We start from the raw sequence: 19433 nt of genomic DNA, 5'->3' as shown, positions 1-19433 counted from the left end.
CACATGGCAAACATACTCATCGTTGACGACGAAGTCGGTATCCGGGAACTCCTGTCGGAAATCCTGAGGGACGAAGGGCACGACGTGCTGCTCGCGGAAAATGCAGCGGCCGCACGGGCCATGCGCAACGCGCGCCGCCCCGATCTGGTGCTCCTCGACATCTGGATGCCAGACACGGACGGCATCACGCTGCTGAAGGAGTGGTCGGCGAACGGCCAGCTCAACATGCCGGTCGTGATGATGTCGGGGCACGGCACGATCGATACCGCGGTGGAGGCGACGCGCATCGGGGCGATCGACTACCTCGAAAAGCCGATCGGGCTGCAGAAGCTCCTCGCCGCCGTCAAACGGGGCCTGCAGCGGCCCGCGGTGCAGGGGGCGCCCGCACCCCTGACCCTCGCCGCGTTTTCGCGCTCGGCGCCGCTACGCGAGCTGCAGCGCCTGGTGCAGCAGATGGTCGCGACTTCTCGCGTGCTGCTGCTGCGCGTCGGTGCGGGCAGTCTGGCGGAACTCGCGGCGCGCAGCTTCCAGGCGAAGGGCACTTCGTGGCTCGACTTGTCCGCGGTGTCGGCTCCGCTGGACGTCAACCAGCTGCAGACCTGCCAGGCCGGCGTGCTCTTCGCGCCCGAGTTGTCGCGGCTGTCGCGGACTCAGCAGAAGAATCTCGCGTTTGCGCTAGAGCGCCTCGAACGCTACGACCTGCGGCTGGTGGTGGCGACCGATCACACGCTCGAAGCCCTGGTCCGCGAAGGCTGGGACGAGGGGCTGCTGCTGCGTCTCTTCGAAGTGAGCCTCGCGCCGCCGTCGATCTCGGACGTGCGCGACGACCTGCCGGAGATTGCATCGCAGCTCCTGCTGCATCTCGTCGAGGCGGGCGAGGTGCCGCAGCGGCGGTTCGCGACTGCGGCACTCAATGTGCTGCGCGCCCACCCCTGGCCCGGCGGGTACGCCGAGCTGCGCGCGGCGGTGAAGTCGCTCGCGCTCGGGACGCTGGATGACGAGATCGACGCGACCGACGTGCGCAAGCTCTTGATCCCGCCGAGCGAAGGGGCGATCGCGGTGTCGCTCGATCAGCCGCTGCGCGAGGCGCGCGAGGCTTTCGAACGGCTTTATTTCGAGCACCATCTGCGCCTCGAAGGCAGCAACATGACGCGGCTCGCGGAGAAGAGCGGTCTGGAGCGCACCCACCTGTACCGCAAGCTCAAGCAACTGGGCCTGCAGGCGGGGCGTCGTTCCGAGGAGGCCTGAGGCGCCGCTCGCCAGCAGTTTTCGCTCCCGGCAGCCCCGATGCACATGCATGGTGCATTTTAGGCCGGCGATGCTTCATCGCGGGGCGGAAGCGATGTCGAGAGCGTTTTCGCTGATCGTCGCTGAGAGCCTTACTCACTGAAAATAAAGGTTTTTATTAGACTGGCATAGCCCTTGCGATAGGAAATGGCGACGCATTGCATTGCACCAATTTCCGCCAAGGGGGGCCAGTCGATGAACCGCCGCAGTTTCGTTCAAGCACTCGCACTTTCCGCTTCAATCGCCGCGATCGGCGCGCCGTTCGGCGCTCGTGCCGCGGACACGATCAAGGTCGGTGTCCTGCATTCGCTATCGGGCACGATGGCGATCTCCGAGACCGCGCTGAAGAACGTCGCCCTGATGACGATCGAGGAGATCAACGCCAAGGGCGGGGTGATGGGCAAGAAACTCGAGCCGGTGGTCGTCGACCCGGCGTCGAACTGGCCGCTCTTCGCCGAGAAGGCGCGCCAGCTGCTGACGCAGGACAAGGTCGCGGCCGTATTCGGCTGCTGGACCTCGGTGTCGCGCAAGTCGGTGAATCCGGTGTTCAAGGAATTGAACGGCTTGCTGTTCTACCCGGTGCAATACGAGGGCGAGGAGCTCGAGAAGAACGTCTTCTACACCGGTGCCGCGCCCAACCAGCAGGCGATCCCGGCGGTCGAATATCTGATGAGCCCGGAGGGCGGCGGCGCGAAGCGCTTCGTACTGCTCGGCACCGACTACGTCTATCCGCGCACGACGAACAAGATCCTGCGCGCCTTCCTGAAGAGCAAGGGTGTCGCCGAAGCGGACATCATGGAGGACTACACGCCCTTCGGCCATTCGGACTACCAGACGATCATCGCGAAGATCAAGAAATTCGCCGCCGAGGGCAAGAAAACGGCGGTGATCTCCACGATCAACGGCGACTCGAACGTGCCTTTCTACAAGGAGCTCGGCAACGCGGGCCTGAAGGCGACCGATGTGCCGGTGGTGGCGTTCTCGGTGGGCGAGGAGGAGCTGCGCGGCGTCGATACCAAGCCGCTGGTCGGCCATCTCGCGGCGTGGAACTACTTCATGTCGGTGAAGAACCCCGAGAACGACGCCTTCGCGAAGAAGTACAAGGACTGGGCGAAGAAGAACGGCGTGCCCAACGCGGACTCGGTCGTCACCAACGACCCGATGGAGGCGACCTATGTCGGCATCTACATGTGGAAGCAGGCCGTCGAGAAGGCCAAGTCGACCGACACCGACAAGGTCATCGCCGCGCTCGGCGGGCAGACCTTCAAGGCGCCATCGGGCTTCACGCTGACGATGGACAAGACCAACCACCACCTGCACAAGCCGGTGTACATCGGTGAAGTGCGCGGCGACGGCCAGTTCGACGTGGTGTGGAAGACCAAGGAACCGATCCGTGCCCAGCCGTGGAGCCCGTTCATCGCGGGCAACGAGGGCAAGCAGAAGCTTTAAGGGACAAAAAAGGACGGAGGATGGAGGAGACATTCCGGGTCAGCGGCTGGCATGACCCGGGGCGGATCAGTGATCCGCATGCAGCACTGCGAGCCATCACTCCTCGTGTCATCTTGGGGCCGGCTTCGGTCGGCCCCGCTTTTTTTGAATTCTCGCGCCCGGCCACGGCGGGGCGTCACGCGGCGGGTGGGCCATGGGGCGAGGGCTGTCCGGAAGACTGATCTGCGGTATCGCGATGCTGCTGGCGCTGCTTGCCGCACCGGCGCGGGCAGCGCTCGACGAGGCTGCCTTGGCCGGGTTTGGCGGCGATTTCCAGCGCCGGATCGATACCATTGAGGCGCTCGGCGTGGCCGGAGGCGACGACGCACGGCGCGTACTGGATGCGCTCGAAAGCGGTGCCCTCGGCGTCAGTGGCGGTCGGGTCGTCGTTGTGCAAGGCGAGACCGTCACCGCGGCCGCAAACGGCGAGAAACTGGATGTGAAGCCCGCGTCCGTCGATCTCATCACCGTGAACAACCGAGTGCGCCGCGCGCTGGCCACCGCCCGCGCGGCAGCGACGCTCACATCGGGCGAGCGCGGTGATCGGCTCGCCGCAGCCCGCACGCTCGCCGACAATGCGGACGAGTCGCTGCTGCCGGTCTTCGAACGCTCGCTCGCGAACGAATCCGATGACGAGATCCGCGGCGTCGTCGGTCGTGCCGCAGCGCGCGTGAATCTCGCCTCCAAGGACGCGGCGAAACGCCTTAAGGCGGCGGAAGCACTGGGCGAATCGTCCGATCCGGCGGTGAAGAACCTGCTTGCCGCGCTGCTTGAAAAGCGCGACGGCGGCTGGGTGGACCCGAGCGCCGAAGTGCGCGCCGCGGCCGACATGTCGATCCACGCGATCGACCGCCGCATCGCCACCGCCGAGAGCATCGGCACGCTGTTCTCCGGCCTGTCGCTGGGCTCGATCCTGCTCCTCGCCGCGCTCGGCCTCGCGATCACTTACGGCGTGATGGGCGTGATCAACATGGCCCACGGCGAGCTGTTGATGGTCGGCGCCTACGCGACTTTCCTCGTGCAAAGCTTCTTCCGCAGCTATCTGCCGGCCTATGTGGATTGGTACGTCGCCGTGGCGATCCCCGCTGCCTTCCTCGCAGCAGCCTTCGTGGGCATCGTGATGGAGCGCCTCGTGCTGCGCCACCTCTACGGCCGACCGCTCGAAAGCCTGCTCGCGACCTCGGGCCTGTCGCTCGTCCTGATCCAGGGCGCGCGCGTGATTTTCGGCCCGCAGAACGTCGAGCTGTCGAACCCGACATGGATGTCGGGCGGCATCGAACTCGCCGCGGGCGTCGTGCTGCCATGGAATCGCATCGTGATCGTCGGCTTTGCGGTCTTCGTGCTGATCCTGATCTGGCTGATGATGCAGAAGACGCGGCTTGGGATGTTCGTCCGGGCGGTCACGCAGAATCGCGCGATGGCCGGGTGTGTGGGCGTGCCGACCGCGCGCGTCGACACCCTTGCGTTCGCGATCGGCTCGGGCGTCGCGGGCCTCGGCGGACTCGCGCTGTCGCAGATCGCGAACGTCGGCCCGGCGATGGGCACCGGCTACATCGTCGACGCCTTCATGGTCGTGGTGCTGGGCGGCGTCGGCCAGCTCGCCGGGGCCGTGTGGGCGGCGCTGGGGCTGGGCATCGTCGCGAAATTCCTCGAAGGCTGGGCGGGCGCCGTGATTGCGAAGATCCTGGTGCTGGTGTTCATCATCGTCTTCATCCAGAAGCGGCCGCAGGGGATTTTTGCGTTGAAGGGACGGTTCGCCGACAACTGAGGAAACCTAGGGCGGATGAGCCGAAGGCGTCATCCGCCGTACGAATCACGGCATCAACGAACAGAGAACAAAAGTCGGTCGGGGGTGTTTGCGGAGCAGGCGAGGACTGTCTGAGCGCAGGCGCGGAAGCGCGCCGCACCGCGAGTTCCGCAGCCAGCGGAGCAAATGCCCTCGGCCGACGAAAGCGTAGGCACCGATCTTACAGCCCGGTCGGTTTGAAATCAGAACCCAGGAGCGGCGCACATGCGCACCCCATTCACGCTAAGACTGCTGCAGAGCACCCCACGCGCCGGCTGGATTGCGCTGGCGATCTTCGCCGCAATCACCTGGATCGGCGTGCCCGTCGCCCATGCCGTGCTGCCCGACGCACATCCGCTGCATCTGTCCGCGTATACCGTGAGCCTCCTCGGCAAGATCCTCTGCTACATGGTCGTCGCGGTCGCGATGGACTTGATCTGGGGCTGCGCCGGCATCCTGAGCCTGGGTCACGGCCTCTTCTTCGCGCTCGGCGGTTATGCGTTCGGAATGTACTTGATGCGCCAGATCGGCCATGACGGCAGCTACGGCGCCGACCTGCCGGACTTCATGGTCTTCCTCGACTGGAAGGAGCTCCCCTGGTATTGGGCCGGCTCGGACTCCTTTCTGCGCGCGCTCCTCCTCGCCGTCGCCGCGCCCGCGCTCGTCGCCTTCGTCTTCGGCTGGTTCGCCTTCCGCTCGCGCATCAAGGGCGTGTACTTCTCCATCATCACCCAGGCGCTGACCTACGCCGCGATGCTCCTCTTCTTCCGCAACGAGACCGGCTTCGGCGGCAACAACGGCTTCACCGACTTCAAGCGCATCCTCGGCTACTCGATCACGTCGCCCGAGATGCGGGCAACGCTCTTCGCGCTGTCGGCGGCGCTCCTCGTCGCAAGTCTCGTCCTCGGCCGCTACCTCGTCACCTCGCGCTTCGGCCGAGTGCTTGCCTCGATCCGCGACGCCGAATCGCGCGTGATGTTCATCGGCTACAACCCGCTGCACTACAAGCTCTTCATGTGGACGCTGTCCGCGGTGTTGTGCGGCCTCGCCGGGGCGCTCTATGTGCCGCAGGTGGGCATCATCAACCCGTCCGAGCTGAGCCCCGCCAACTCGATCGAAATCGCCGTGTGGGTCGCCGTCGGCGGGCGCGGCACGCTCGTCGGCGCGGTGCTCGGTGCCGGGATCGTGAATCTCGCGAAGAGCTGGTTCACGATGTCCTTCCCCGAATACTGGCCCTTCTTCCTCGGCTTCCTGTTCATCGCGGTGACGCTCTACCTGCCGGATGGGGTCGTCGGGCTGTGGCGTAAGCTGCGCGCCAAGAGGAAAGGCGCACCGCCCATCGCGCCCGTGCCTGCGCAGCCGAAGTCGGCCGTGGAGGCACGCAAGGACACGAGTTCTCCCATGTCGCCGCAAATCGAATCCAACCGTATCTCGGCGGCAAAAGGAGCGCGCGCATGAGCACGGTCACCGACCTCGAACGCGCCGAGATGGAAAGTGACGACCATCTCAACAACTGGAGCGGCAATGCGTCGACCGGCCACGTCGCACCCTCGGATGAACTGGACTTGTCCCACAAGGTGATCCTCTACCTCGAGGACATCACGGTGAGTTTCGACGGCTTCCGCGCGCTGAACAAGCTGAGCCTCGAGATCGACGCGGGCGAGCTGCGCTGCATCATCGGTCCGAACGGCGCCGGCAAGACGACGATGATGGACGTGATCACCGGCAAGACGCGCCCGGATTCGGGTGAGGTTTTCTTCGGCCAGACGATCGACCTGACGCGCCTCACCGAGCCGCAGATCGCCCACGCGGGCATCGGTCGCAAATTCCAGAAGCCGACGATCTTCGAGCAGCACACGGCTTTCGAGAACCTGGAATTGGCGATGAAGGCGGACAAGCGCGTGCGCCGCACCTTGTGGGCGTCGCTGATCGACGACGAACGCGACCGCATCGCCGAGGTGTTGTGCCAGATCCGCCTCGACAAGGAGGCCGACCGCCAGGCTGGCTTGTTGTCGCACGGCCAGAAGCAGTGGCTGGAGATCGGGATGTTGTTGATGCAGGAGCCGAAGCTGTTGTTGTTGGACGAGCCGGTCGCGGGGATGACGGACGACGAGACGGAGCGTACGGCGGAATTGTTTGTGAGTCTCGCCGGCAAGCATTCGCTGGTGGTGGTCGAACACGACATGGCGTTTGTGGAGGCGTTGGGCGGGAAGGTGACGGTGTTGTCGGAGGGATCGGTTTTGGCGGAAGGGGAGCTCGCTGAAGTGCAGGAGGATCCGCGGGTGATCGAGGTGTATCTGGGACGGTAGAACAGAGAAAGCGGCCGTCGGCAACGAACGAAGTTAAGCCGGACATAGGGGGTGTTCCCGGAGCGGCGAGGACTGTCTGAGCGCAGGCGCGGAAGCGCGCCGCACCGCGAGTTCCGCAGCCGCGGAGGGAATTCCCCCTGTGGCCGGCGCTTAGCAGCACAACCGGATTGCACTGGGCTTCTTCGGCGATGGTTGAAAAGCGACGGTAGCGGAAGACCGTGGGAGTAATCGCCAGCTGCACGGGGTATCTGCTCCAGGGCTGCGGAACTCGCGCAGCAGCGCGCTTCCGCGCTTGCGCTCAAACAGTCCTCGCCCTTCCGCAAACACCCCGTACATCTGGCTTGCATCGGGGCTTTATTGAGGTTTGGATTCGAAGGATTTAGGCATGCTGAAAGTCGACAACCTCAACCAGTACTACGGCGGCAGCCACATCCTCCGCGGGCTGTCGTTCGAAGTTCCGCTCGGCAAGGTCACAACCCTGCTCGGACGCAATGGCGTCGGCAAGACGACTCTGCTGAAAACCCTGATGGGCCTCGTACCGGCGGCCAGCGGCGGCGTCAGCTTCGGCGACGACGACATCACCCGCGCCCCCTCGCATGCACGTGTGAAGGCCGGCATCGGCTACGTCCCGCAGGGGCGTGAGATCTTTCCGCGCCTCACCGTCGAGGAAAACCTCCAGATGGGCCTCGCCACCCGCCCGCGCGGCACGCCACTGCCCACCCGCATCTTCGAGATGTTCCCCGTCCTCAAGGAAATGCTCGGCCGGCGCGGAGGCGACCTCTCGGGTGGCCAGCAACAACAGCTCGCGATCGGCCGCGCGCTCGCCTTCGGGCCGAAACTGCTAATCCTCGACGAGCCCACCGAGGGGATCCAACCCTCGATCATCAAGGACATCGAACGCGCCATCCGCAGCCTCGCCGAAAGCGGCGAGATGGCGATCCTGCTCGTCGAACAGTATTACGACTTTGCGCGATCCCTCGCCGACCAGTATCTCGTCATGGAGCGCGGCGAGATCGTGATGCGTGGGGAGGGCGCTCGCATGGACGCGGACGGGGTGCGCGAGGCGCTGGCGGTGTAATCAGCGTTGTTCCGTCGTGAACGGTTTCGGGGCACTGTGGGTCGCGCTAATCCCTGTCCGCTCGTATTCGGAGATCACCTGGGCCCCCAGCAATAGCAGGGTTGCGGCAATTTCCAGGCTGAGGAGGACCGCGATCGCCGTCGTCAGAGATCCATAAACGGTGCTGATCTGCGATAGCGTCGCGAAATACCACACCAGCACGTGGCGAGAGATCTCCCACAACAGCGCAGCCGTGACCCCGCCGAGGAGCGCGTGCCTCAAGGATAGGCGGCCGACCGGCATCACGAGGTAGATCGAAGTCAGCACGAAGATCTCGCCGGCAAGACCGAGCAGGTAAAGCAGTACTCCCGACACGCCGCTGAGCGACCAGACATGCCCGAGCAACTCCACCTTCTCCTGGCCGATGAGCTGAAGGCTGCCGGCGACCAGCGTCACCAGCAAGAGCCCGACGCCGAGGCTGAGGATGTAGCCGTAGGGGAGCAGCGCGGAGACGAGAAAATGGCGTCGCCTGATGGCGACCCGGTGGTGAAAGATCACCGACATCGCGTTTTCGAGCACCGTGAAGGCCAGCGAGCTGAAGAACAGCATCGTCCCGAGCAAGACCCACCCGATGACTTCACGGTGCGCGAGGAAGTTCGACAGCTCGGCGACGATCGCGTCGGATTGTCCCGGCAGCAGCCATTCGAGGTAGCGGCCCAGGGTCTGCAGGAGTTCGTGCTGATCGACGACATGCGACAGCGCGATCACGATCAGGATCAGCAGCGGGACCGTCGACAGCAGCGCGTAATACGCGACCGCGCCTGCGAGCAGCAGGCCCTGGTTGGCGCGAAACGCCTTCAGCGTGCGCACGACGAACGCAAGCGGGTGCTGGAGGATAGTCTGTGCGGCCTGGCTGGTCGGCATCGATCGATCGAAACGGAAGCCTGCGGAACTTGCCTCTAGGGCATCGCCAGACTACACCCAGAAGCGGACAAGATGGATCGTTGAAACGTCCGGAAGCGCATTACATGCGCATCAGCGGAATATGGCCTGCGGATTGCTTGGTGAATTGCATGAACGCTGCGCTCGATGCTCCTTTCAGTGCCGAATCGGCCATTCCGGCGAAGCCGAGCGTCCCGGGCTGGTGCGCGCAGCTTCAACTTGGCTTCGAACGGCGTGATGCGCGCACCGTGCTGGTGCGTCGTCACCATTTTGGACCCTTGCGACTGCAGAAGGCGCTGTATCCGGAAGGCGAAGGCGTGTGCCACGGCATCGTGCTGCATCCGCCCGCGGGCATCGCCGGAGGCGATTCGCTGGAGATCGATGTGTCGGTCGGGGCGGGGGCGCATGCCCTGCTGACGACGCCCGGCGCGGGCAAGTGGTATCGGAGCGCGGGTGCGCCGGCGCGGCTCATGCAGCGCATCGCTGTCCGCGAGGGTGGCGTGTGCGAGTGGCTGCCGCAGGAGAGCATCGTGTTCGATGGCGCCCTCGGGCGGCTGGAGACGGAGGTGGAGCTCGTTGGCGACGCGTGCTTTGTCGGAGCCGAGATGCTGTGCTTTGGGCGCACCGGTTCGGGGGAACGCTTTGCGCGCGGCGAGCTGAGGTTGGCGACACGGATTGACCGCGACGGCAAGCCGCTGTGGCTGGAACGCGGGTGCATCGCCGGCGGCAGCGACTTGCTGGATTCGCCGGTGGGGCTCGCCGGGCAACCGGTCGTCGGCAGCCTGCTGGTCGCGTCACCGAAGTGCGAAGCGGCGCTGCGCGATCGCTGTCGCGACATTGTGCCGGTGGTCGGGCAGGGCGCGGTCACGCTGCTGCCGGGACTCCTGGTTGCGCGCTGGCTGGGGCCGGCGTGCGAGCCCGGGCGGGAGTGGTTCGTACGCCTGTGGGACGCGATTCGGCCCGCGGTGGTCGGGCTGCCGATGCGCGTGCCGCGAATATGGAACACCTGAAGGAATACCTGGACGAGGACAACAAGAATGGAACTGACTCCACGCGAAAAGGACAAGCTGCTGCTCTTCACCGCGGGGCTGCTGGCCGAGCGGCGCCGCGCGCGCGGCCTCAAGCTCAACTATCCGGAAGCGGTCGCACTGATTTCGTGCGCGATCCTCGAAGGGGCGCGTGACGGACGCACGGTTGCCGAATTGATGAGCGAAGGCACGACGATCCTGACGCGCGACGACGTGATGGAAGGCGTCCCGGAGATGATCCCGGAGATCCAGGTCGAGGCGACCTTTCCGGATGGCACGAAGCTCGTGACCGTGCATAACCCGATCGTCTGAGGAAGCCGCCGTGAGTACCGAAGACATCGAACTCCTGCGTCTGCTGGCGCGTTTCAAGCTGCAGTTGCGGCGCCTGCACGACCGCGCCGTCGATCTCGCCGCGCTGATGGCCGACCGCGACTACGCCGACGCCATCCTCTCCGATATCGAGGACCTGACCGACGACGAGGAATTGCTCGTCTTGGTGCTGCAACTGCGCGCGCGCCTGCTGAAACCGGTGGCCCCGCCCGCCGTCAGCGACGTAGCCGTCCCCGGTGAGCTTCCCGCGGCACAGGTCGATTCCCCGCGCCACTACCGCTACGGCGCCCGCGGCGGCTGAGCCGCGCCTTCGAGAACTGGAGAACACAGCGATGATCCCAGGTGAATATCTGGTCGCCGACGGCGAAATCGAACTCAACGACGGACGCCCGACACTGACGGTGACGGTCACCAACACCGGCGATCGGCCGGTGCAGGTCGGCTCCCATTACCACTTCGCCGAAACCAACGCCGCGCTGGCCTTCGATCGTGCGGCGGCGCGCGGTTTTCGCCTCAACATCGCTGCCGGCACCGCGGTGCGCTTCGAGCCGGGGCAGTCGCGCACCGTCGAGCTCGTCGCGCTCGCGGGCGAGCGCAAGGTCTTCGGCTTCAACGGCGACGTAATGGGAGCACTGTGATGAGGAGGGCCCTATGAGCCTGAAGATCTCGCGCCGCGCGTACGCGGAGATGTTCGGCCCGACGGTCGGGGACCGGGTGCGGCTCGCGGACACCGAGTTGTGGATCGAGGTCGAACGCGACTTCACGATCTATGGCGAGGAGGTGAAGTTCGGCGGCGGCAAGGTGATCCGCGACGGCATGGGGCAGGGGCAGAAGGTCGCGGCGGAAGTCGCCGACACGGTGATCACGAACGCGCTGATCGTCGACCACTGGGGCATCGTCAAGGCCGACGTGGCGATCAAGGACGGCCGGATCAACGGCATCGGCAAGGCGGGCAACCCGGACATCCAGCCGGGCGTGACGATCGCGATCGGCGCCGGCACCGAGATCATCGCGGGCGAGGGGATGATCCTCACCGCCGGCGGCATCGACAGCCACATCCACTGGATCTGCCCGCAGCAGATCGACGAGGCGCTGATGAGCGGCGTCACGACGATGCTGGGCGGCGGCACCGGCCCTGCGACCGGCACCTTCGCGACGACCTGCACGCCGGGGCCGTGGCACCTCCATCGCATGCTGCAGGCCGCGGACGCCTTCCCGATGAATCTCGGCTTCTTCGGCAAGGGCAATGCGAGCCTGCCCGAGCCCTTGCGCGAGCAGGTCGCGGCCGGTGCGATCGGCTTGAAGCTGCACGAGGACTGGGGCACGACGCCGGCCGCGATCGACAACTGCCTGGCAGTCGCGGATGAGATGGACATCCAGGTCGCGATCCATACCGACACGCTCAACGAATCGGGCTTCGTCGAGACGACGCTCGCGGCCTTCAAGGGCCGCACGATCCACACTTTCCATACGGAAGGAGCAGGGGGCGGGCATGCGCCGGACATCATCCGCGCGGTCGGGCAGGCGAACGTACTGCCGTCCTCGACCAACCCGACGCGGCCCTACACCGTGAACACCATCGACGAGCATCTCGACATGCTGATGGTGTGTCACCACCTCGACCCGGCGATCGCGGAGGACGTCGCCTTCGCCGAATCGCGCATCCGTCGCGAGACGATCGCCGCCGAGGACATCCTGCACGACACGGGCGCGTTCTCGATGATGTCGTCGGATTCGCAGGCGATGGGTCGCGTGGGTGAGGTCGTAATCCGCACGTGGCAGACGGCGCACAAGATGAAAGTGCAGCGCGGGCCGCTGCCCGAGGACAGCCCGCACAACGACAACTTCCGCGTGAAGCGCTACCTCGCGAAATACACGATCAACCCGGCGATCACGCACGGGATTTCGCACGTCGTCGGCTCGGTCGAGGTTGGGAAGCTCGCGGATCTCGTGTTGTGGAAGCCGCCCTTCTTCGGCGTAAAGCCCACGCTGATCCTCAAGGGCGGCATGATCGCCGCCGCCGCGATGGGCGACGCCAATGCGTCGATCCCGACGCCGCAGCCGGTCCATTACCGGCCGATGTTCGGTGCCTTTGCGGGAGGGTTGAAGACTTCGGTGACCTTCGTGTCACAGGCGGCGCTGGCGAACCCGGCAGTTGCGGCCTTGGACCTCGCCAAGCCCTTGGAGGCGGTGCGCGGCTGCCGCAGCGTGACGAAGGCGGACATGATTCACAACGGCGCGACCCCGGCCATCGATGTCGATCCTGAGACCTACGTGGTGCGGGCCGACGGCGAGCTTCTGACCTGCGAGCCCGCCGACGTGCTGCCGATGGCGCAGCGCTACTTCCTGTTCTGAGAGGGTTTTGCGATGGCCGAGAACGATTCCAGCGCGCCGGCAAAGACGATGCTGCTCCTCGAAGCGCTGTACGACGGCCCGGAGGCCGCAACAGAACGCCTGCAGCTCGATTTCGCGTATCGCACGAAGAGTCGCCTGCGCGCAAAGCTCGCTTCCGGCGAGGAGGTCGGGATGTTCCTGCCGCGCGGCACGATCCTGCGTGGTGGGCAGAAACTCCGGGGCTGCGACGGACGCATCGTGGACGTTGTCGCCGCGCCCGAGGATTTGCTGGAGGCGCGCTGCGCGGAGGCGCTGGGTCTCGCTCGGGCCGCCTATCACCTCGGCAATCGGCATGTGGCAGTGGAGGTCGGTTCGGATGCGATGGGCGAGTGGTTGCGCATCCAGGCGGATCACGTGCTCGAGGGGATGCTCGTCGGCCTCGGCGCGAGGGTGACGGCGCTGCGTGCGCCCTTCGAGCCGGAGGCGGGGGCGTATGCGCACGGGCATCAGCATCCGGGGGATGGGAGTGGGGCGCGGATTCACATGATGGGCGGGCGGTGATCGTGCTGCTTCGGAGCCGGCTGACTTTAAACCCGCCCCCCGCCGGGAGGTGTTCCGCGCCTCGTTCGACGCGTGGCGGAGGCCTCGGCGCGAAACACCTCCCGACGGGGGGCTGCGTCTTGCGTGGGCGGGGTGACGTACCTCTACTGGAAGCCGTCAATGAGTCGGCTCGTGACGGCCATCGATTACCGTTCGGGCTGGGCTTATCGAAGCCCTCTCGACGCCCGCCGACAAGATCGGGTCGAACGAACCCAGGGCGGGAGGCACGATGCTGCCCTTGATCCGCCTGCTGCAGCTCGCGAGTCCGGCCTTGCCCGTCGGCGCCTATACCTATTCGCAGGGACTGGAATGGGCGGTCGAGTCCGGCTCAGTAAAGGATGAAGCAGGCGCCGCGCGCTGGATCGGGGGCCTCCTCGAATGGAATCTCGCGCGCTTCGAGGCGCCGCTCGTCGCACAGCTGATCCGCGCGTGGGACGAGGATGGGGACGTTCAGGTCGCCCCGCTCAATGCCGATTTCCTCGCGAGCCGTGAAACCGATGAATTGCGTGCCGAGACGGTGCAGATGGGCTTTTCGCTCGTCCGCCTGCTGGCGGATCTCGACGCCTTCGCGGCCCTGCCGGGCTGGCGGACGCGGCTGCTGGCCCTCAAGGAACCGAGTTTCCCTGCCGCCTGGAGCGCGGCCGCCGCGGCGTGGGGAATTCCCGTCGACATGGCCCTGCCGGCCTACCTCTGGGCCTGGCTCGAAAATCAGGTGATGGCCGCCGTGAAGACGGTGCCGCTCGGGCAATCGGCCGGACAGCGTCTGCTCGCGACGCTCGGGGCGCGCATCCCGGCGCTGGCGGTGCAGGCCGCCGCGCTGCCAATGGCCGATTGGAGCAACTTCACCCCCGGCCTCGCGCTCGCGAGCAGTCGGCACGAAACCCAATACACGAGGCTATTCAGATCATGACTTCGAGCACATCCCAACCCCTGCGCGTGGGCATCGGCGGGCCGGTCGGCTCTGGCAAGACGGCGCTCACGCTCGCGCTGTGCCGCGCGCTGCGCAGCCGCTACGACATCGCGGTGGTTACCAACGACATCTACACCGCCGAGGACGCCCAGTTCCTCGTACGCAACGAGGCGCTCGAACCCGAGCGCATCATTGGCGTCGAGACCGGCGGGTGCCCGCACACGGCGATCCGCGAGGACGCGTCGATCAACCTCGAGGCCGTCGACCGCCTGATCCGGCGCTTTCCCGGTGTCGAGATCGTCTTTGTCGAATCCGGGGGCGACAACCTCGCGGCGACCTTCTCGCCCGAGCTGTCGGATCTGACGCTCTACGTGATCGACGTCTCGGCCGGCGACAAGATCCCGCGTAAGGGCGGGCCCGGCATCACGCGAAGCGACCTGCTGGTGATCAACAAGATCGACCTCGCGCCGATGGTCGGCGCGAGCCTCGAAGTGATGGACCGCGACGCGAAGAAGATGCGCGGCGAGCGACCCTTTGTCTTCAGCAACCTGAAGACGGGGCAGGGGCTTGCCGACATCATCGAGTTCATCGAGTGCCAGGGACTGCTGCGCGGTGCGTCGAAGACGGCGACTGGAGTGGAAACCGAGTGACCGGCCCGACGCCGAGGTGGAAGGCCAGTGGCCGGCTGCGCGCAGTGCCGTCCGTGCCGGCGCGCATGCGCAGCCCCTCCGGGCTTTGGCACGCATCTTGATTGCACTTCCATCAGAGAACCGTCGTCCAATCTGCCCTTCAAGGATATCGTCATGAACTTCCTTCGTCGTCTTCCCGTCGCACTGGCCCTCTCCGTCGCGGCCGGTTCCGCCATGGCGCACGGCGGTCACGGCGAGCACAGCTTCTTCGCCGGCTTCGCGCACCCGATCGGCGGCATCGACCATCTGTTGGCGATGCTGGCGGTGGGCCTCTTCGCGGCGCGTCAGCGCGGCGCGCTCCGTTGGGCGCTGCCGGCCACCTTCGTCGTCGCGATGATCGGTGGCGCGCTGCTCGCCGCGTCCGGCCTCGTGTTGCCGAGCGTCGAAACCGGCGTCGCGGCCTCGCTGCTGGTCTTCGGGCTGCTGATCGCCTTCGTCGCGAAGCTGCCCGCCGGCGCCGCGCTGCCGCTGGTCGCCGCCTTCGCGATGTTCCACGGGCATGCGCACGAGGTCGAATCGGGCCACGCATCAATGCTGATGTACGCGGCGGGCTTTGTGTCCGCGAGTCTCACGCTGCATGCCGCGGGCTTCCTGCTGGCGTGCTGGATGCCGGAATCGGCCGCCGGCCGTGCCGCGCAGCGCGTGCTCGGCGGGCTAATCGCCGGTACTGGCCTGGTGTTGCTGGGGAGCTGATCGCCGCACAAGCGGTCGCCGTCGGCCCCCTCCCTTCGATCCGCTTCCGGGGCTTTTGACCGGTATCAAGGCCGTTTGCTAATTGTTGAGGAAAATACTCAACAATCAAACCGTCCTCGGGAGGAGGCAAGCATGTCGGGATCGGGAATGCGACAGGGGCCTGTGCTACGCGGGCGGCGCGTGTGATGGAGCGCGGGCCCGACGCCCTGGGAAGGGCCAAGGAGATCGGCGACTTCGCGGCCGAGATGGGCATCGATGCGGCCGAGATCGAGTCGCGCAAAGCCTTTCTCGAGCTCGGCGAGGCGGACGTTCGGCATCTACGCGCGATCCGCGATCGGCTGAGCGGTGCGCAGCATGGCTTCGCCGACGGTTTCTACGAATACCTGCGCCGCCTGCCCGAGCTGGCGGCGCTGTTGCCGGACGATGCGACTGTCGCGCGACTGAAGCACGCCCATGGCCGGTATTTCGACAGCCTTACCGGCGGGGACTACGGCGAGGAATACGTCGGCGGGCGTCTGCGAGTGGGCATGACCCATGCGCGCATCGGGCTCACCCCGAAATGGTATGTCGGTGCCTTCCGCAAGTATCTGTCCGACATGCTGCGCGCGATATGGACGGCGACCGACGGCGAGGTCGGCTCGTTCATGGCGACCTTCGATGCGCTGCTCAAGGTCGTCATGCTTGACCTGGGACTGACGCTCGACACTTACATCCATGCCGACAAGCGGGCCATCGCGTTGCGCGACCGCGCGATCGAATCGAGCGTCAACGGTATCTTTATCGCCGCCGCCGCGCCGCACGATTGCCGGCTGATCTATGTGAATTCGGCGTTTTCGCGCATTCTCGGCAGCCCGCGGGAAGAGGTGCTGGAGCGGCCCTGCCTGTGTGCCGGGGACGAGGATGGCTTTGCCGCCATCCGCACGGCGATCGCGGCCGGGCGCGACGGCTACACGACGCTGTCGCGCAGTCGCGCCGACGGTTCTCAGCAGTGGATCGAGCTCTTCCTCGCGCCGGTGCTCGGGGACGCCGGGGGCGTGACTCACTACGTCGGCATCCTCAACGACATCACGGCGAGACAGGAGGCCGAGGCGCAGCTCGCGTTCGTCGCCCATCACGATGTGCTGACCGGCCTGGCCAATCGCGGCCTGTTCGATCTGCGGCTGCGGGGCGCGCTCGCCCACGGGGCCAGCTTTGCGCTGTGCTTCATCGACCTCGACCGTTTCAAGCTGATCAATGACAGCCTCGGTCACAGCGCGGGTGATGCGGTGCTCGTCGAGGTGGCGCGGCGCCTGCATGGCGTCTGCCGCAGCCGGGACACGCTGGCGCGCCTGGGCGGCGACGAGTTCGTCATCCTGCTCGAAGGCGTGGCGGACGCCCATGCAGCGGCCGAGATCGCGACGCGCGTGCTGGGGGTGCTCGAGCCGCCCGTGCGGGCCGCCGGGCGGGACATCGACGTCGCGGCGAGCATCGGGCTTGCCATCCATCCTGACGACGGCAGCGACATCGAAAGCCTGCTGCGCAACGCCGATGCGGCGATGTATGCGGCGAAGGCGGCCGGGCGCCGCACCTTCCGGTTCTACGACGAGGCGATGAACCGGCGCGCCAGCCAGCGCCTCGCCTTCGAATCCGATCTGCGGCGTGCCGCGGCGCGCGGGCAGCTCCAGCTCTTCTACCAGCCGCAGGTCCGGGCGGACGACGGCAGCCTTGCCGGTGTCGAGGCGCTGCTGCGCTGGCACCATCCCGAGCGGGGCATGGTGTCGCCGGTCGAATTCATTCCGGTCGCCGAGGAGGCGGGGATCATCGCCGAACTCGGCGAATGGGCGCTGCGCGAGGCAGTGCGGCAGATGGTCGACTGGCGCCGGCGCGGCGTCGGTGTGCCGCGCGTGGCGGTGAATCTGTCGCCGCGCCAGTTCCGCACGCCGGATCTGGCCGAGCGCATCGAGCAGATCGTCGCCGATGCCGGTGCTCAGACTGCCTGGATCGAGCTCGAGATCACCGAGTCGGCGGCAATGCAGGACCCGAGGGCCGCGGTCGCCGTGCTGCGGCGCCTGCGCGAGCGCGGCCTGCAAGTCGCGCTGGACGATTTCGGCACCGGCCATTCGTCGCTCGCGATGCTCCGCACCCTGCCGCTCAATGCCCTCAAACTCGACCGCAGCTTCGTGCAGAACTTACCCATGTCCGACACGGATGCTGCAGTCGCCGCTGCCGTCGTCACGCTGTCGCGTCCGCTCGGCCTGTCGGTGGTGGCGGAAGGCGTCGAGACCGACGCGCAGCGCAGCTTTCTCGCCGGCCTCGGTTGCGAGCTGCTGCAGGGCTTTCTTTTCGCTCGTCCGCTGCCGGCGACGCAGCTCGAAGAGTGGCTGGAGTGCCGGCTCGACCCCGCGTAGACCGCTTCCGCTCCCCGGTTTGCACCGAAACCCGCAGCTTTCGCGGCCCGAGGGTCGGCATGACGGCTGAAAACGGGGATAATTGCGGCTTGTGCCCGCACCGGGCAGATTTGAGGATGTAATCGTGAGCCGTCTGCAGAACGACACCTTCCTGCGCGCCCTGCTGCGCCAGCCGACCGAATACACGCCGATGTGGCTGATGCGCCAGGCCGGCCGCTACCTGCCCGAGTACTGCGAGACCCGCAAGCGCGCCGGCAGCTTCCTGAACCTGTGCAAGAGCCCGACGATGGCCTGCGAGGTCACGCTGCAGCCGCTCGCCCGCTACAACCTCGACGCCGCGATCCTCTTCTCCGACATCCTGACCGTGCCGGACGCAATGGGCCTCGGCCTGTACTTCGCCGAAGGCGAAGGCCCGCGCTTCGAGCGCCCGCTGCGCGACGAATGGGAGATCCGCAACCTCGCGATCCCCGATCCGCACGCCGAACTGCAATACGTGATGGACGCGGTCGCCGAAATCCGCCGGGCGCTGAACGGCAGCGTGCCGCTGATCGGTTTCTCCGGCAGCCCCTGGACGCTCGCCTGCTACATGGTCGAAGGCGGCTCGTCCGACGACTACCGCAAGGTCAAGGCGATGGCCTACTCGCGTCCCGACCTGCTGCATCACATCCTGTCGGTGACGGCGGATTCGGTGGTCGCCTACCTCAACGCGCAGATCGAATCCGGCGCGCAAGCCGTGATGGTGTTCGATTCCTGGGGCGGCGTGCTGTCGGAAGCCGCCTACCACGAGTTCTCGCTGCCCTACCTGAAGCGCGTCGTCGACGGGCTGATCAAGGAGCGCGAAGGCGAGCGCGTGCCGAACATCGTGTTCACGAAGGGCGGCGGGCTGTGGATCGAGAACATCGCCGGCATCGGCTGTGACGCCGTCGGCCTCGACTGGACGATGGACATCGGCCGCGCGCGCAAGCTCGTCGGCGACAAGGTCGCGCTGCAGGGCAACCTCGACCCGAACGTGCTCTTCGCCCCGCCCGAAGCCATCGCCCGCGAAGCCAAGCGCGTGCTCGACTCCTTCGGCAACCACCCCGGCCACGTCTTCAACCTCGGCCACGGCATCTCGCAGTTCACGCCGCCGGAATCGGTGTCGGTGCTGGTCGATACCGTGCACGAGCACAGCCGCAAGATCCGTAGCGGCAGCTGAACGAACTGTCTCATCATCGGACCCCGGCGGCCGGCGCGATGCGCCCCGCCGGGGTTCTGTTTTTCGCGTGCCCGGCGGCCGGAAAGAGAGTGCCTGACGATGGCTTGTCAAGCAGAAAAACTTTCCAAGTCGGCTTGACTTATGCACACCGAGCAGTTCCGAGGGCATCATGATGCGCGGGAGTGGGGGTTATTCACCATTAAAGGCAAGTTATTGAAAAACAAAGAAAAATTTTTCGCTCATTGTTAAGGCAATGTGACAAAAAGCCTGTGCCCACGCTGGGTTTGGCACTTTTCACCCACCCTATCAACAAAGTTATCCACAGGAATTGTGGACAAGCAGCGGAAGGGTTTCGCGGCAAAGATTTAACCGGATTTCCCAGGTATCGGCTTAACAAA

18 protein-coding genes are annotated in these 19433 nt (G+C 66.1%); 17 read left to right on the top strand and 1 reads right to left on the bottom strand.

What is annotated here, in order from left to right:
- Positions 1 to 3: 3 nt before the first annotated feature.
- The 6 genes from VJ673_RS21940 to urtE all read left to right on the top strand — a co-directional run bounded on the left by VJ673_RS21940 (position 4) and on the right by urtE (position 7948).
- Positions 4 to 1248, top strand: coding sequence for a sigma-54-dependent transcriptional regulator (locus tag VJ673_RS21940; protein ID WP_324128303.1), 1245 nt, complete (start codon positions 4 to 6; stop codon positions 1246 to 1248).
- A 234-nt stretch (positions 1249 to 1482) separates the two neighbouring features.
- Positions 1483 to 2736 carry an urea ABC transporter substrate-binding protein gene (gene urtA / locus VJ673_RS21935; RefSeq protein ID WP_324128302.1) on the top strand — a complete coding sequence of 418 codons (1254 nt, stop codon included), beginning with the start codon at positions 1483 to 1485 and terminating at the stop codon, positions 2734 to 2736.
- A gap of 193 nt (positions 2737 to 2929) precedes the next feature.
- Positions 2930 to 4543: an urea ABC transporter permease subunit UrtB gene (urtB, locus tag VJ673_RS21930; protein ID WP_324128301.1), complete on the top strand. Its 1614-nt coding sequence runs from the start codon at positions 2930 to 2932 to the stop codon at positions 4541 to 4543.
- Positions 4544 to 4786: 243 nt separating this feature from the next.
- Positions 4787 to 6019, top strand: a complete 1233-nt coding sequence (gene urtC / locus VJ673_RS21925; RefSeq protein ID WP_324128300.1) for an urea ABC transporter permease subunit UrtC — start codon at positions 4787 to 4789, stop codon at positions 6017 to 6019.
- Positions 6016 to 6870, top strand: a complete 855-nt coding sequence (urtD, locus tag VJ673_RS21920) for an urea ABC transporter ATP-binding protein UrtD (protein WP_414635681.1) — start codon at positions 6016 to 6018, stop codon at positions 6868 to 6870. The genes urtC and urtD overlap by 4 nt, the downstream gene beginning before the upstream one ends.
- Positions 6871 to 7255: 385 nt before the next feature.
- Entirely contained in the window at positions 7256 to 7948 is a 693-nt protein-coding gene (urtE, locus tag VJ673_RS21915; RefSeq protein ID WP_324128299.1) for an urea ABC transporter ATP-binding subunit UrtE, read from the top strand.
- Here urtE and VJ673_RS21910 read toward each other — a convergent pair whose 3' ends face one another.
- The gene (locus VJ673_RS21910) at positions 7949 to 8851 is read right to left on the bottom strand and encodes a YihY/virulence factor BrkB family protein (protein ID WP_324128298.1); all 903 of its coding nucleotides are present in this window, start codon (positions 8849 to 8851) and stop codon (positions 7949 to 7951) included. It abuts the gene before it with no gap.
- A gap of 149 nt (positions 8852 to 9000) precedes the next feature.
- Between VJ673_RS21910 and VJ673_RS21905 the strand changes: the two genes are divergently transcribed.
- From VJ673_RS21905 to hemE, 11 genes are all read left to right on the top strand, one after another.
- Complete coding sequence (locus tag VJ673_RS21905; protein ID WP_324128297.1) at positions 9001 to 9879, top strand: urease accessory protein UreD; 879 nt, start codon at positions 9001 to 9003, stop codon at positions 9877 to 9879.
- Positions 9880 to 9906: 27 nt separating this feature from the next.
- Entirely contained in the window at positions 9907 to 10209 is a 303-nt protein-coding gene (ureA, locus tag VJ673_RS21900; RefSeq protein ID WP_324128296.1) for an urease subunit gamma, read from the top strand.
- A 10-nt stretch (positions 10210 to 10219) separates the two neighbouring features.
- The gene (locus tag VJ673_RS21895) at positions 10220 to 10528 is read left to right on the top strand and encodes a hypothetical protein (protein WP_324128295.1); all 309 of its coding nucleotides are present in this window, start codon (positions 10220 to 10222) and stop codon (positions 10526 to 10528) included.
- 31 nt (positions 10529 to 10559) lie between these two features.
- A complete protein-coding gene (locus VJ673_RS21890) occupies positions 10560 to 10865 on the top strand; it encodes an urease subunit beta (protein WP_324128294.1) in 306 nt (101 codons plus the stop codon).
- Between the two features lie 13 nt (positions 10866 to 10878).
- A complete protein-coding gene (gene ureC / locus VJ673_RS21885; RefSeq protein WP_324128293.1) occupies positions 10879 to 12582 on the top strand; it encodes an urease subunit alpha in 1704 nt (567 codons plus the stop codon).
- Between the two features lie 12 nt (positions 12583 to 12594).
- Entirely contained in the window at positions 12595 to 13122 is a 528-nt protein-coding gene (ureE, locus tag VJ673_RS21880) for an urease accessory protein UreE (RefSeq protein WP_324128292.1), read from the top strand.
- A gap of 268 nt (positions 13123 to 13390) precedes the next feature.
- The gene (locus VJ673_RS21875) at positions 13391 to 14071 is read left to right on the top strand and encodes an urease accessory protein UreF (RefSeq protein ID WP_324128291.1); all 681 of its coding nucleotides are present in this window, start codon (positions 13391 to 13393) and stop codon (positions 14069 to 14071) included.
- Positions 14068 to 14721, top strand: a complete 654-nt coding sequence (gene ureG / locus VJ673_RS21870; protein WP_324128290.1) for an urease accessory protein UreG — start codon at positions 14068 to 14070, stop codon at positions 14719 to 14721. Before VJ673_RS21875 ends, ureG begins: the two co-directional genes overlap by 4 nt.
- Before the next feature lie 153 nt (positions 14722 to 14874).
- On the top strand, positions 14875 to 15453 hold the full coding sequence (locus VJ673_RS21865; protein WP_324128289.1) for a HupE/UreJ family protein: 579 nt from the start codon (positions 14875 to 14877) through the stop codon (positions 15451 to 15453).
- A gap of 185 nt (positions 15454 to 15638) precedes the next feature.
- Positions 15639 to 17840, top strand: a complete 2202-nt coding sequence (locus VJ673_RS21860; RefSeq protein ID WP_324128288.1) for a putative bifunctional diguanylate cyclase/phosphodiesterase — start codon at positions 15639 to 15641, stop codon at positions 17838 to 17840.
- Between the two features lie 124 nt (positions 17841 to 17964).
- Complete coding sequence (gene hemE, locus VJ673_RS21855) at positions 17965 to 19035, top strand: uroporphyrinogen decarboxylase (RefSeq protein WP_324128287.1); 1071 nt, start codon at positions 17965 to 17967, stop codon at positions 19033 to 19035.
- Positions 19036 to 19433: the final 398 nt, after the last annotated feature.

Origin of the sequence: Aromatoleum sp. (genome assembly GCF_035254505.1) — a bacterium.
Taxonomy (GTDB): Bacteria; Pseudomonadota; Gammaproteobacteria; order Burkholderiales; family Rhodocyclaceae; genus Aromatoleum.
The sequence above is the reverse complement of the archived record's forward strand: the minus strand, read 5'-3'. Positions and strand labels throughout refer to the sequence as shown.

Coding starts and splice junctions, on each gene's coding strand:
- VJ673_RS21940 (WP_324128303.1), top strand. CDS start 4: ATGGCAAACATACTCATCGTTGACGACGAAGTCGGTATCCGGGAACTC.
- urtA (WP_324128302.1), top strand. CDS start 1,483: ATGAACCGCCGCAGTTTCGTTCAAGCACTCGCACTTTCCGCTTCAATC.
- urtB (WP_324128301.1), top strand. CDS start 2,930: ATGGGGCGAGGGCTGTCCGGAAGACTGATCTGCGGTATCGCGATGCTG.
- urtC (WP_324128300.1), top strand. CDS start 4,787: ATGCGCACCCCATTCACGCTAAGACTGCTGCAGAGCACCCCACGCGCC.
- urtD (WP_414635681.1), top strand. CDS start 6,016: ATGAGCACGGTCACCGACCTCGAACGCGCCGAGATGGAAAGTGACGAC.
- urtE (WP_324128299.1), top strand. CDS start 7,256: ATGCTGAAAGTCGACAACCTCAACCAGTACTACGGCGGCAGCCACATC.
- VJ673_RS21910 (WP_324128298.1), bottom strand. CDS start 8,851: ATGCCGACCAGCCAGGCCGCACAGACTATCCTCCAGCACCCGCTTGCG.
- VJ673_RS21905 (WP_324128297.1), top strand. CDS start 9,001: ATGAACGCTGCGCTCGATGCTCCTTTCAGTGCCGAATCGGCCATTCCG.
- ureA (WP_324128296.1), top strand. CDS start 9,907: ATGGAACTGACTCCACGCGAAAAGGACAAGCTGCTGCTCTTCACCGCG.
- VJ673_RS21890 (WP_324128294.1), top strand. CDS start 10,560: ATGATCCCAGGTGAATATCTGGTCGCCGACGGCGAAATCGAACTCAAC.
- ureC (WP_324128293.1), top strand. CDS start 10,879: ATGAGCCTGAAGATCTCGCGCCGCGCGTACGCGGAGATGTTCGGCCCG.
- ureE (WP_324128292.1), top strand. CDS start 12,595: ATGGCCGAGAACGATTCCAGCGCGCCGGCAAAGACGATGCTGCTCCTC.
- VJ673_RS21875 (WP_324128291.1), top strand. CDS start 13,391: ATGCTGCCCTTGATCCGCCTGCTGCAGCTCGCGAGTCCGGCCTTGCCC.
- ureG (WP_324128290.1), top strand. CDS start 14,068: ATGACTTCGAGCACATCCCAACCCCTGCGCGTGGGCATCGGCGGGCCG.
- VJ673_RS21865 (WP_324128289.1), top strand. CDS start 14,875: ATGAACTTCCTTCGTCGTCTTCCCGTCGCACTGGCCCTCTCCGTCGCG.
- VJ673_RS21860 (WP_324128288.1), top strand. CDS start 15,639: ATGGAGCGCGGGCCCGACGCCCTGGGAAGGGCCAAGGAGATCGGCGAC.